Below are 12,790 nucleotides of genomic sequence, written 5' to 3'. Positions count from 1 at the left end.
CAGCGGCAAGCTTAACCGAAGGCAGCGCGACGCGCTCGCCGGCCCGCGTAACCGGCTTCCCGCATTTCGGCAATAATAGTGCACCCTCAACCGGAAACCAGACGAGCATCGCCTCCCCCATCATGTCCGCAGAACTCCAGGCATCGCGCCGCGACAATACGCTGATCCTTACCATCTCCAATCCCGGTGCCCGCAATGCGCTGCATCCCGACATGTACGCCGCGGCGATCGAGACGCTGACCACCGCCGAACGCGACGACTCCGTACGCGCGGTGGTGCTGACCGGGGCCGACGGCTTCTTCTGCGCGGGGGGCAATCTCAACCGGCTGCTGGAAAACCGCAGCAAGGATCCCTCGGTGCAGGCGCAGTCCATCGATCAGCTCAACGGCTGGATCGAAGCGATACGCGATTGTCCGAAGCCGGTGATCGCCGCCGTCGAGGGCGTGGCCGCGGGCGCCGGCTTTTCGCTCGCCCTGGCCTGCGACCTGATCGTGGCCGGCGCCTCCAGCCGCTTTGTGATGGCGTACGTGAAGGTCGGGCTCACGCCCGACGGCGGCGGCTCCTGGTTCATCACGCGCGCCCTGCCGCGGCAGCTGGCGGCGGAAATCCTGATGGGCGGGCAGGCGGTGGAAGCGCGCCGGCTGCACGAACTCGGCGTCGTCAACCGCATCGTCGCGGACGGCACCGCGCTCGACAGCGCGCTCGCATGGTCCGACGAGTTCGCGGCAATGTCCCCCAATGCGCTGGAACGCATCAAGTCGCTCACGCACGAGGCGCAGGACAACAGCCTGGCCGAACATGTCGAGAGCGAGAAGCGGCACTTCGTCGAAAGCCTCCATCACCGCGACGGCCTGGAAGGCATCTCGGCATTCCTCGAAAAACGAAAGCCCCAGTACAAATGAGCGAACACAAGCGACGCCGCATCTACCTGATGCGGCATGGCAGCGTCACCTATTTCGACAGCGAAGGAAAACCCTACCTGCCCGAGCAGGTCCCGCTCAACGAACTCGGACGCGAGCAGGCGAGCGCCGCCGGCAAGGTATTCGCCGCCGCCGGACTCAGGTTCGATCGCGTCATCATCTCCGGCCTGCCGCGGACGGTGGAAACCGCGGCCCGCGTCCTGGCCGAGACCGGGCAGGACATCACGCCCGAGCAGTGGCCGGAGCTGGTTGAACTGCGCGGCGGCAAGCTGTCGGCGATCCCGGACGAAATGCTGCGCGAAGCCTTCGTCGGCGCCTTCGACGGCGTCGTGCCGGAAGCGCGGCAATTCCTCGGAGGCGAATCGGTCGGCCAGCTGATGGACCGCGTCCATCCGGCGATCGACCGCCTGCGTGCGCAGCGCGACTGGGATACCGTGCTGCTGGTGCTGCACGGAGGCGTCAACCGCGCCATCCTTTCCTACGCGCTGACCAACCAGCGCATTTTCCTCGGCAATCTGGCGCAGACCGCCGGCTGCATCAACGCCATCGATGTCGGCGACGACCATGCCGACTGGGTGGTGAGGATGGTCAACTACTCGCCGCTGTCGACCCTGCAGGGCGAGTCGCGGCACACCACGATGGAAGTGCTGCTGGAGCAGTACATGAAGGCCCGCCGTCGGTAAGCAGCGTGCGCGAGCAGCGATCGGAAGAATCGCACGACCGTACGTTTTTATGCGGTAGAATGAGCCGATAACAAATCAACTCATCGGCAAAGGAGACAGGATGTTTGAAGAATTCATGGGCACGCGTCCGGTGTCCGAGCGCCAGAAGTTCGACCTCGGCGCGATGCAGGCCTACATGCGTCAGCATGTCGAAGGCTTCTCCGGCGAACTCGACGTCGAGCAGTTCAACGGCGGACAGTCCAATCCCACCTTCAAGCTCACCGCGGGCGGCAAGAGCTATGTGCTGCGCACCAAGCCCGGTCCCGCTGCCAAGCTGCTGCCCTCGGCCCATGCGATCGAGCGCGAATTCCGCGTCATGGACGCGCTCAACAGGGCCGGCTTCCCCGCCGCGCGCCAGTATGCGCTGTGCACCGACGAGTCGGTGATCGGCCGCGCCTTCTACATCATGGAATTCGTCGCGGGGCGCGTGCTGTGGGACCAGTCCATGCCGGGCATGACACCGGCCGAACGCGCCGCACACTATGACGAGATGAACCGTGTGATCGCGCAGCTGCACACGATCGACTACGCCGCCATCGGCCTGGCGGACTACGGCAAGCCGGGCAACTACTTCGCCCGCCAGATCGACCGCTGGACCAAGCAGTACAAGGCATCGGAGACCGAGAAGATCGAGGCGATGGACAATCTGATCGAGTGGCTGCCGAAGCACATCCCTGCGGGCGACGAGACCAGCATCGTGCATGGCGACTACCGTCTCGACAACATGATCTTCCATCCCACCGAGCCGCGCGTGCTGGCCGTGCTCGACTGGGAACTGTCCACGCTCGGCCATCCGCTGGCCGATTTTTCCTATCACTGCATGAGCTGGCATATCGCGCCCGGCCAGTTCCGGGGCATCGCCGGCCTCGACCTGGCATCGCTCGGCATCCCTTCCGAGGATGCCTATATCGCGAAGTACTGCGAACGCACCGGCAAGACCATCCGCAAGGAAGACTTCAGCTTCTACCTCGCCTACAACATGTTCCGCATGGCCGGCATCCTGCAGGGCATCATGAAGCGCTACGTCGACGGCACCGCATCGAGCGAACAGGCGCTCAAGGCCGGCAAGGCGGCGCGGCCGATGGCGGAGATGGGCTGGAAGTACGCCTCCCAGGCCTGAACCGGAACAGACACCACACCCACAAGGAGACAACATGGAATTCGAATATTCGGACCGCTGCAAGGAGCTGCAGGCAAAGCTGATCCGCTTCATGGATGAGCACATCTATCCGAACGAGAAGGCTTTCGATGAAGAAGTCGACCGCAACGGCCGCGAGCAGGGCAACCGCTGGATTCCCACCAGGCTGATCGAAGAGCTCAAGCCCAAGGCGCGCGCCGCCGGCCTGTGGAACCTCTTCCTGCCGAAGTCGGTGCGTGCGCCGGAAGGCCTGTCCAACCTCGACTACGCGCCGCTGTGCGAGATCATGGGCCGGGTACCCTGGGCACCGGAAGTCTTCAACTGCTCCGCCCCCGACACGGGCAACATGGAAACCATCGAGCGCTACGGCACCGAGGAACACAAGCGCGAATGGCTCGAGCCGCTGCTGCGCGGCGAGATCCGTTCCGCCTTCGCGATGACCGAGCCGGCGGTGGCCTCCTCCGACGCCACCAACATCGCCACCCGCATCGAGCGCGACGGCGACCATTACGTGATCAACGGCCACAAGTGGTGGATCTCCGGTGCGGGCGACCCGCGCTGCAAGGTTTTCATCCTGATGGGCAAGACCGATCCGAACGCGCCGCGCCACCAGCAGCAGTCGATGATCCTGGTGCCGCGCGACACCCCCGGCGTGACGATCAAGCGTCCGCTGCCGGTGTTCGGCTATGACGATGCGCCGCACGGCCACTGCGAAATCCTGTTCGAGAATGTGCGCGTGCCGGCCTCCAACATCCTGCTCGGCGAAGGCCGCGGCTTCGAGATCGCACAGGGCCGTCTCGGCCCGGGCCGCATCCACCACTGCATGCGCGCCATCGGCGTGGCCGAACGCGCTCTGGAACTGATGTGCAAGCGCCTGAACGACCGCGTCGCCTTCGGCAAGCGCGTGTCCGAGCAGAGCATCTGGCACGAGCGCATCGCCGAGTCGCGCATCCGCATCGACACGGCCCGCCTGCTCACGCTCAAGGCTGCCTACATGATGGACACGGTCGGCAACAAGCATGCGAAGGCCGAGATCGCGATGATCAAGGTGCTGGCGCCGAACGTGACGCAGCAGGTGCTCGACTGGGCGATCCAGGCTTATGGTGCCGGCGGCGTCTGCGACGACTTCCCGCTCGCGGGCCAGTGGGCGGGCAACCGCACGCTGCGCATCGCCGACGGCCCGGATGAAGTGCACCGCAACGCCATCGCCAAGCTGGAGCTGGCCAAGCACATGAGCATCCCGTCGAAGGAGCTGGAACTGCCCGTCACCCGCTCCTGACCTCTCCTGCGCGGTTTTGCGAAGCGCTGCATAATCATGCGGCGCTTTGCAAACACCCGGGAGAACAACAATGATAGACGTCTATTCCTGGCCGACGCCGAACGGCCACAAGGTCCACATCATGCTGGAAGAATGCGGGCTGCCCTACCGTGTCCATGCGGTCAATATCGGCGCCGGCGACCAGTTCAGGCCGGACTTCCTGAAGATATCCCCGAACAACAAGATTCCGGCGATCGTCGACGACGAGGGTACTGACGGACAACCGTTTGCGCTGTTCGAAAGCGGCGCCATCCTGGTCTACCTGGCGAGCAAGGCCGGCAGGTTCCTCGGCAATACCGACCGCGAGAAGTTCACCACGCTGCAGTGGCTGATGTTTCAGATGGGCGGCGTCGGACCCATGCTGGGGCAGGCCCATCACTTCCGCATCTATGCGCCCGAGCAGATCGAATACGCGGTGAACCGCTACACCAACGAGGCAAAGCGCCTCTACGGCGTGATCGACAAGCAGGTGGCGCAGCATGCCTACCTCGCCGGCGACGAATACACGATCGCCGATATCGCCACCTGGCCGTGGCTGCGCTCCTGGCAGAACCAGGGCATAGACTGGGCCGATTATCCGAACGCGAAACGCTGGTTCGACGAGATCGAAGCCCGTCCTGCCGTGCAGCGCGGCGTCCAGGTGCTGGCCGACGCGCGCAAGCCGCTGGTGGACGACAAGGCCAGGGAGAACCTGTTCGGCGCGACGCAATACGAAAAGCGCTGAGGCGCCGGGCGATCAGGAAAAAGGCCGCATCAGCGGCCTTCATTGCTACCTTATTCGTAGCGTCGCGACAGCGACTCCGCCACGCATACCGGCTTGTCGCCGCCTTCGCGCTCCATGGTGACCTGCCAGGTCATCTGGTAGCCGCCTTCGATCGGTTCGACCTCCAGCGGCACCACGCGCGCTCTCACGCGGCTGCCGACCGGCACCGGCGACGGGAAGCGCACCTTGTTGAGCCCGTAGTTCACCGACAGCCTGGAAGGCGGGAACGACACCGCCTGCTGCATCAGCACCGGCAGCAGCGACAGCGTCAGAAAGCCGTGCGCGATCGTCGTCCGGTAGGGCGACTCCTTCTTGCAGCGTTCGACGTCCAGGTGGATCCACTGGTGGTCGCCGGTGGCTTCCGCAAACTGGTTGACCCGTTCCTGCGTGACCTCGAACCATTCGCTGACCGCCACTTCCTGGCCGATCAGGCTCTTGAGTTCCTCCACTGATGCGATATGGCGCATTCTGTCTCCTTTTCGGGTATCGGGGATCCGTTGTCGGGTACCGGTGATCAGTCCTGCTTCGGGCGGCGGGCGAACATGCCCATGCCCTTGATGGTCGCCACCACTTCCCCGTGCTGATTCTTCGCCTCCCACAGCGTGAGCACCACGCCGCGGTCGGGCTTGCTGCTCGAGGGACGCGTCTCGAGCACCGTGTTGGTGATGCTCAGCGTGTCCCCCGGGCGCACCGGCTTGAGCCAGCGGATTTCATCGACGCCGGGCGAGCCGAGGCTCGCGGCCTCGCAGAGGAAGGTATCGACCATCACCCGCATCATCATCCCGCAGGTGTGCCATCCGCTGGCGATGATGCCGCCATAGATCGACCTGGCGGCGGCATCGTGATCGACATGGAAAGGCTGGGGATCGAACTTGCGCGCGAAGTCCAGCACTTCCTCTTCCGTGACCGTGCGCGTGCCTGCCGCAATCGTCCGGCCCACCTCAAAATCCTCGAAGTACCATTTCAATTGCGGCATGCCTCTCTCCTTCTCAGGCGGCTTCGCGGAACGCCGGACGGGCGGCGAAGCGGGCCAGGTGATGGTCGGTGTCGCCGAGCGTCAGTTCGATCATGGTCAGCCGCTTGAACAGGTGCGCGGCCGGCAGTTCGTCGGTCACGCCCATGCCGCCATGCAGCTGAACCGCCTGCTGGCCGACGAAGCGTGCGGCCTGGCCGATACGGATCTTGGCGCCCGACACGGAGCGGCGGCGCTCGTCCTCGTCGGTGGAAGAAACCTTCACCGCGGCGAGCGTCGCCATCGAGCGCGCCTGCTCGGCCTGCATGAACATCTCCGCCATGCGGTGCTGCAGCGCCTGGAACTTCCCGATCGGTACGCCGAACTGCTGGCGGGTTTTCAGGTATTCCAGGGTCGCGGCGTTGAGCGCGTCCATCGCCCCCACCGCTTCCGCGCAGAGCAGCGCCACGCCGTAGTCGGACGCCGCGTCCAGGATCTTCCAGCCGGCGCCCTCCGTGCCGAGCAGCGCCGTCGCGGGCACGCGGACATTGCTGAATGCGATGTCGGCCGCGCGCTGGCCGTCGAGCGTGCGGTAGTCGCGGCGGGTGATTCCCTGCGCATCGGCATCGACGACGAACAGCGAAATGCCGTCGGTGTCGCGCTGGCCGCCGCCGGTGCGGGCCGATACGATCAGCTTGCCGGCCTGGCCGCCATGGATCACCACGCTCTTGGCACCGCTGATCACGTAACCGTCGCCATCGCGCCCGGCGGAGGTGTGGATGTCGTGCAGGTCATGGCGCGCCTGCTTCTCGCCGATCGCCGCGGCCAGCTTGAGTTCGCCCGTGGCGACCTGTTCCAGCAGCGATTCCTGGCCGCCGGCGAGCTTCAGGAATTGCGCGCCGAGCACGGTGGCGAAATACGGCTCGACCACCAGGCCTCGGCCCAGCTCCTGCATCACCACCAGCATGTCGACCGCCGAGCCGTTGAAGCCGCCCTGCTCCTCCGGGACCGGAAGCGCGGTCATGCCGAGCTCTACCAGGGTGTTCCAGGCCTGCTCGGAGACGCCGGCACCGGAGTGGATGATCGACTTGCGGTGCTCGAAACCGTAGTCCTTGTCGATGAAGCGACGCAGGGCATCGCGGAATTGCTGCTGTTCCGGGGTGTAGTTGAAGTCCATGGTCGTCGCCTCACAATCCCAGGATCATCTGGGAGATGATGTTTTTCTGAATCTCGTTCGAGCCGCCGTAGATCGAGGTCTTGCGGAAGTTGAAGTAGTAGCCGAGCAGCGGCGCGGCGTCGTTGTCGCCGGTAATGCTCTGCTCCTGCTCGCCCTCGAGGTAGGCCGGATCGAAAGGCATCGCCGACGGGCCGGCGGCTTCGACCATCAGTTCGGTCAGCGCCTGCTGGATCTCGGTGCCCTTGACCTTGAGCATGGAGGCCTCGGGGCCGGGTCCGCGCTTGGAGTTCTCCGCCGACAGCACGCGCAGCACGGTGACTTCCAGCGCCATGATCTCGACTTCCAGGCTGGCGACCTTGGCGGCGAACATCGGATCTTCGAGCAGTGGCTTGCCGTTCTTCAGATTCCTGGTGGCGAGGCGCTTGAGGAAGGCGAGTTCGCGCTTGGCGCGCCCGACGGCCGCGATGTTGGTGCGCTCGTGGCCGAGCAGGTACTTGGCGTAGGTCCAGCCCTTGTTTTCCTCGCCGATCAGGTTCGCGACCGGCACCTTGACGTTGTCGAAGAAGACTTCGTTCACCTCATGCTCTTCGTCGAGCATGATGATCGGGCGCACGGTGATGCCGGGCGTCTTCATGTCGATCAGCAGGAAGGAAATGCCCTCCTGCTTGCGGACGTTGGGATCGGTGCGCACCAGGCAGAAGATCATGTCGGCATGCTGGCCGAGCGTGGTCCAGGTCTTCTGGCCGTTGACGATGTAGTGGTCGCCCTGGCGTTCGGCGCGGGTTTTCAGGCCGGCCAGGTCGGAGCCGGCGCCGGGCTCGGAGTAGCCCTGGCACCACCAGTCGTCGCAATTCAGGATGCGCGGCAGGTAGTAATTCTTCTGTGCTTCGTTACCGAAGGCCATGATGACCGGGGCCACCATGTTCACGCCGAACGGCAGGATGGGCGGGGTGCCGGCGGCGGCGCATTCTTCTTCCCAGATATGGCGCTGCACCGCGGTCCAGCCGGTGCCGCCGTATTCCTTGGGCCAGCCGGTACCGACCCAGCCCTGCCTGGCGACGATCTTGTGCCAGCGGACGAAGTCTTCCTTGGACAGGCGCTTGTGGTTGAGGACTTTCTGCTGCAGGTCTTTTGGCAGGTTCGCATCCAGGAAGGCGCGAACGGTATCGCGGAAGGCCAAATCCTCCGCCGTGTAGTTCAAATCCATGCTGTCTCCTAATGTCCCGGCTCAAAAAGCACGACCGTTCAAAAAAATTATACAGTGGATTTCCCGGCAAGGGTGCCGAAATGTCACGACAGGGAAAACAGGAATTACTGGAGGGTCTGCTTGGGATCGAGCATGGCGGGCAGCGGCAGGACGTCGATGCCTTCCTCCACCAGTTCCGCGAATTCCTCGGCGGTGGATGTGCCGCGGATGGCGCGGCCGGGCGCTTCTTCGTAATGCATGCGGCGCGCCTCCTCGGCGAAGCGCTCGCCGACGTCCTCGGACCGGGCGACGGCCTGACGCAGCAGCGTCATCAGTTTGGCCTGGATCGCACTCGGATCGACGGGCGCCCCGCCCTGGGACAGGTTCAGCCTCGGCGCGGATGGCACGCGCCCGATCGCCCTGCTGTCGCAGACCGGGCAGGCGATCGATTGTTGCTCGAGCTGGGCGCGGCTGTCTTCCTCGGAGGAGAACCAGCCTTCGAAGCGATGGCCCTGCCCGCAGCACAGGTTATAGACTTTCATGGGAATGGGTTCGGCATGCGCGCGCAGATGCGCACAGGCGAGGGATTGTACCTTCGCGCGCGGGCGTCTGCAGACGGCGCCCGGGCGGAGCAGGGCGCGGCGTGCGCCGCCCGGTTCAGTGCTTGAATTCGAAGGCTTGCTGGGCCTGTTCGAGCAGGCCGGGCAGGCGCTGGGCCATGAGGATGGCCTTGGCTCTGCGCCTGGCCGACTGGGTTTCGAGCGCGCCGGCGAGGCGCCTCACATTGGCCTTGATGTCCGCCACCTGCTCCACCTTGGCCAGACGTACCAGGCCGTGCAGAGTCTCGCGCAGCACGTGCTTTTCACGGGCAGACGCATGCTCGCCGAGGGTGGCTTCGACAATGTCTTCGATAACCTGTTCGGAGGGGGCAATCTTTTTCATGGTCGCGTGTGCAAGAGTTGATCAGGCTTTTCCGGCAGGAAAATTGTTACAGGTTTAGGGCCGGAAACATTTGAGCCAGCGCAACTGTCATGCACCTACGAAACAAAGGAAAATTGCCACGCGGAAACTTAGTCTCAGCCCTCCTTGCCGAACTCTCCCCTTGCCTGCAGATCCGCGTGATATGACGAGCGCACCAGCGGGCCGGAAGCCACGTGGCGGAATCCCATCTTCTCGCCCGCCACCCGGAGCGCGTCGAACTCCTCCGGCGTCACATAGCGCTGCACCGCCAGGTGATGCGCGCTCGGCTGCAGGTACTGGCCAAGCGTGAGCATGTCGATGTCGTGCGCGCGCATGTCCCGCATCACCTGCTCCACTTCCTCCAGCGTCTCGCCCAGTCCCAGCATCAGGCCGGACTTGGTGGGCACGGAGGGATGGAGTTGCTTGAAACGCTGCAGCAGCGCCAGCGAGACCTGATAATCCGCGCCCGGGCGTGCCTGGCGATACAGCCGCGGCACGGTTTCCAGGTTGTGATTGAAGACGTCCGGCGGCGTTTGCGCCAGCACTTCCAGCGCGACTTCGGTGCGCCCGCGGAAGTCAGGCGTCAGGATTTCGATGGTGATGCCGGGGCTGCTCCGGCGCGTCGCCTCGATGCAGGCGGCGAAATGGCGCGCGCCGCCGTCGCGCAGGTCGTCGCGGTCGACCGAGGTGATCACCACATAACGCAGGCCCATGGCCTGGATGGTGCGGGCGAGATTGGCAGGTTCTTCGGGATCGAGCGGATTCGGCCTGCCGTGACCGACGTCGCAGAACGGGCAGCGCCGGGTACAAATGTCGCCCATGATCATGAAGGTCGCGGTGCCGCTGCGGAAGCATTCGCCCAGATTGGGGCAGTTCGCTTCTTCGCAGACGGTGTGCAGCCTGTTCTCGCGCAGCACCGCCTTGAGCCGCTGGACCTCTTTCGTGCCGGTGAACTCGGCGCGTATCCATTTCGGCTTGCGCAGGTACTGGGACGGCTCGGTCGGCGCGATCTTGATCGGGATGCGCGCCATCTTTTCGGCGCCGCGCAGCTTCTCGCCCGCCCTGACGGGGCGCGGGGCGGCCGGGTTGTCGGTCTTGGTGTCGCTCATCGCCGCCTCAGCCGCGGTAGTAGCGTTGCGGCACGAACGGCGTCTTCGCCACCTCGACCGGTACCGGCTTGCCGCGCACGATCGCCTGCAGCACGGTGCCCGGCGCAGCGAGCGCGGCGGCGACATAGCCCATCGCCACCGGCGCCCCAAGCGTCGGCGCGAACCCGCCGCTGGTCACGCGGCCCGCCGGCTTGCCGTCGCCATCCACCAGTTCGGCGCCCTCGCGCACCGGCATCCGGTCCTTGACCAGCAGGCCGACGCGCTTGCGCTGCACGCCCTCGGCGAGCTGACGCAGGATGACCTCGGCGCCGGGGTAGCCGCCGGGACGGGCGCCGTCGGCGCGACGCGCTTTCGACAGCGCCCAGACCAGGCTGGCCTCGACCGGCGTAGTCCCGGTGTCCATGTCGTGGCCGTACAGGCAGAGCCCGGCTTCCAGCCGCAGCGAGTCGCGCGCGCCAAGGCCGATCGGCGCGACTTCCGGCTGCGACAGCAGCAGGCGGGCGACTTCTTCCGCCATCCCGTTCGGCACGGAAATCTCGAAGCCGTCCTCACCGGTATAGCCGGATCGGCTGATGATGCATTCGGCACCCGCTAGCACGACCGTGCCGGTGTTCATGAAAATCATCTTCGCCGTCTCCGGCGCCAGGCGCGCCATCACCGCCGCAGCCTCGGGCCCCTGCAGCGCCAGCAGCGCACGGTCGGCAAGCTCTTCCACCCTGCATTTGCCGTCGAGGTGACGGCGCAGATGCGCGACGTCCTGCGCCTTGCAGGCCGCGTTCACCACGAGGAAGAGATGGTCGCCGGCGTTCGACACCATCAGGTCGTCGAGGATGCCGCCCTGCTCGTTGGTGAACACCGCATAGCGCTGCAGATTGCGCGGCAGATCGACGATGTCGACCGGCACCAGGGTTTCCAGCGCCGCCGCAGCGCCATCGCCGGACAGCCTGACCTGCCCCATGTGCGACACGTCGAACAGACCCGCGCGGGTGCGGGCATGCGCGTGCTCCTTCAGCACGCCCGTCGGGTACTGGACCGGCATTTCATAGCCGGCGAAGGGCACCATGCGGGCGCCGAGTTCGACGTGCAGATCGTACAGCGGGGTGCGGGACAGCGGCTGGGCTGGGGTATCCATGAATGTTTCCTCTGGTTTGAATTCTGTCGGACCGGTTCAGCACTCGATCACGTTGACCGCGAGCCCTCCGCGCGCGGTTTCCTTGTACTTGATTTTCATGTCGGCGCCCGTCTCGCGCATGGTCTTGATCACCTTGTCGAGCGAGACGAAATGATGGCCGTCGCCGCGCAGCGCCATGCGCGCGGCGTTGATCGCCTTGATCGCGCCCATCGCGTTGCGCTCGATGCAGGGCACCTGCACCAGCCCGCCGATCGGATCGCAGGTCAGGCCGAGGTTGTGTTCCATGCCGATCTCGGCGGCGTTCTCGACCTGCTCCGGCGTGCCGCCCAGGACCTCCGCGAGCGCGCCGGCGGCCATGGAACAGGCGACGCCGACCTCCCCCTGGCAGCCGACCTCGGCGCCGGAGATCGATGCGTTCTCCTTGTACAGGATGCCGATGGCGGCGGCGGTCAATAGAAAGCGGATGACGCCCTCGTCGCTGGCGCCGCCTATGAAGCGCCGGTAGTAATGCAGGACCGCCGGCACAATGCCCGCGGCGCCATTGGTGGGCGCGGTGACCACCCTGCCCCCGGCGGCGTTTTCCTCGTTCACCGCCAGCGCGTACAGGTTGACCCAGTCGAGGGTGGTGAGCGGATCGCTCAGGCTGGCCTCGGGCGTGCTGCTGAGCTTGCGATGCAGTTCGGCCGCGCGGCGACGTACCTTCAGGCCGCCGGGCAGCACGCCTTCTCGCTCGCAGCCGCGGCGCACGCACTCCTGCATCACCTGCCATATCCGCTGCAGGCCGGCCCGGGTCGCGTCCTCGCTGCGCCAGGCCTTTTCGTTTTCCAGCATCAGCTGGCTCACCGACAGGCGATTGTCCCGGCACAGGGCGAGCAGTTCCTCCGCGCTGTGGAACGGATAGCGTAGCGGCGTCGCATCGCGCACGATGCGCTCGGCGCCCGCTTCGTCCTCGTTGAGCACGAAGCCGCCGCCGACGGAGTAGTAGGTCTTGCCCGCCAGTTCGGCGTCGCCGTCGAGCGCGATGAAGCGCATGCCGTTCGGATGCAAGGGCAGCGCACGCCGGTACATCAGCAGATGTTCGCGCTCGCTGAAGCCGATCTCGTGCTCGCCGAGGAGGCGAATGCGACCGTCGGCACGGATCTTCGCCAGCTTCGCCTCCACGCTGTCGGTATCGACCTGGTCGGGTGTTTCGCCCAGCAGGCCGAGCAGCACCGCCTTGTCGCTGCCATGGCCCTTGCCGGTGGCGCCGAGCGAGCCATACAGCTCGCAGCGCAGCGAGGAGACGCGGGCAAGCAGCCCCGCCTCCTTCAGTCCGGATACGAACATGAGCGCGGCCCGCATCGGGCCGACGGTGTGCGAGCTCGACGGACCGATGCCGATCTTGAACAGTTCGAATGCGCTGATCGCCATCGG

14 protein-coding genes are annotated in these 12,790 nt (G+C 65.5%); 5 read left to right on the top strand and 9 right to left on the bottom strand.

Features of this window, described 5'->3' with window-relative positions; genetic code table 11:
* The first annotated feature begins 122 nt into the window (after nt 1-122).
* The 5 genes from NCCP691_RS05870 (at nt 123) to NCCP691_RS05850 (ending at nt 4,822) form a co-directional block, all read left to right on the top strand.
* The gene (locus NCCP691_RS05870; RefSeq protein ID WP_220807318.1) at nt 123-902 is read left to right on the top strand and encodes an oxepin-CoA hydrolase, alternative type; all 780 of its coding nucleotides are present in this window, start codon (nt 123-125) and stop codon (nt 900-902) included.
* Nucleotides 899-1,603, top strand: coding sequence for a histidine phosphatase family protein (locus tag NCCP691_RS05865; RefSeq protein WP_220807317.1), 705 nt, complete (start codon nt 899-901; stop codon nt 1,601-1,603). Before NCCP691_RS05870 ends, NCCP691_RS05865 begins: the two co-directional genes overlap by 4 nt.
* A gap of 100 nt (nt 1,604-1,703) precedes the next feature.
* A complete protein-coding gene (locus NCCP691_RS05860; RefSeq protein WP_220807316.1) occupies nt 1,704-2,762 on the top strand; it encodes a phosphotransferase family protein in 1,059 nt (352 codons plus the stop codon).
* Between the two features lie 34 nt (nt 2,763-2,796).
* Nucleotides 2,797-4,059, top strand: a complete 1,263-nt coding sequence (locus NCCP691_RS05855) for an acyl-CoA dehydrogenase family protein (protein ID WP_220807315.1) — start codon at nt 2,797-2,799, stop codon at nt 4,057-4,059.
* Between the two features lie 70 nt (nt 4,060-4,129).
* Nucleotides 4,130-4,822: a glutathione binding-like protein gene (locus tag NCCP691_RS05850; protein ID WP_220807314.1), complete on the top strand. Its 693-nt coding sequence runs from the start codon at nt 4,130-4,132 to the stop codon at nt 4,820-4,822.
* A 50-nt stretch (nt 4,823-4,872) separates the two neighbouring features.
* Here the strand turns inward: NCCP691_RS05850 and NCCP691_RS05845 are convergent, their stop codons facing one another.
* The 9 genes from NCCP691_RS05845 to NCCP691_RS05805 all read right to left on the bottom strand — a co-directional run bounded on the left by NCCP691_RS05845 (nt 4,873) and on the right by NCCP691_RS05805 (nt 12,787).
* Nucleotides 4,873-5,328, bottom strand: coding sequence for a MaoC family dehydratase (locus tag NCCP691_RS05845; protein WP_220807313.1), 456 nt, complete (start codon nt 5,326-5,328; stop codon nt 4,873-4,875).
* Between the two features lie 47 nt (nt 5,329-5,375).
* A complete protein-coding gene (locus NCCP691_RS05840) occupies nt 5,376-5,837 on the bottom strand; it encodes a MaoC family dehydratase (protein ID WP_220807312.1) in 462 nt (153 codons plus the stop codon).
* A gap of 13 nt (nt 5,838-5,850) precedes the next feature.
* A complete protein-coding gene (locus NCCP691_RS05835) occupies nt 5,851-6,990 on the bottom strand; it encodes an acyl-CoA dehydrogenase family protein (protein WP_220807311.1) in 1,140 nt (379 codons plus the stop codon).
* Between the two features lie 10 nt (nt 6,991-7,000).
* Nucleotides 7,001-8,197 carry an acyl-CoA dehydrogenase family protein gene (locus NCCP691_RS05830; protein ID WP_220807310.1) on the bottom strand — a complete coding sequence of 399 codons (1,197 nt, stop codon included), beginning with the start codon at nt 8,195-8,197 and terminating at the stop codon, nt 7,001-7,003.
* Nucleotides 8,198-8,301: 104 nt separating this feature from the next.
* Nucleotides 8,302-8,718 carry a DUF1178 family protein gene (locus NCCP691_RS05825; RefSeq protein ID WP_220807309.1) on the bottom strand — a complete coding sequence of 139 codons (417 nt, stop codon included), beginning with the start codon at nt 8,716-8,718 and terminating at the stop codon, nt 8,302-8,304.
* A gap of 115 nt (nt 8,719-8,833) precedes the next feature.
* Nucleotides 8,834-9,118: a hypothetical protein gene (locus NCCP691_RS05820; RefSeq protein WP_220807308.1), complete on the bottom strand. Its 285-nt coding sequence runs from the start codon at nt 9,116-9,118 to the stop codon at nt 8,834-8,836.
* 134 nt (nt 9,119-9,252) lie between these two features.
* Complete coding sequence (lipA, locus tag NCCP691_RS05815) at nt 9,253-10,245, bottom strand: lipoyl synthase (protein ID WP_220807307.1); 993 nt, start codon at nt 10,243-10,245, stop codon at nt 9,253-9,255.
* Between the two features lie 7 nt (nt 10,246-10,252).
* Nucleotides 10,253-11,377: a glycine cleavage system aminomethyltransferase GcvT gene (gcvT, locus tag NCCP691_RS05810; RefSeq protein ID WP_220807306.1), complete on the bottom strand. Its 1,125-nt coding sequence runs from the start codon at nt 11,375-11,377 to the stop codon at nt 10,253-10,255.
* A gap of 36 nt (nt 11,378-11,413) precedes the next feature.
* Nucleotides 11,414-12,787, bottom strand: coding sequence for an L-serine ammonia-lyase (locus tag NCCP691_RS05805; protein ID WP_220807305.1), 1,374 nt, complete (start codon nt 12,785-12,787; stop codon nt 11,414-11,416).
* Between the last annotated feature and the right edge of the window lie 3 nt (nt 12,788-12,790).

Origin of the sequence: Noviherbaspirillum aridicola, from assembly GCF_019656455.1 — a bacterium.
Classification (GTDB): Bacteria; Pseudomonadota; Gammaproteobacteria; order Burkholderiales; family Burkholderiaceae_D; genus Noviherbaspirillum; species Noviherbaspirillum aridicola.
Note: the sequence above shows the minus strand (reverse complement) of the source record. Positions and strands in the feature narration are given on the sequence as shown.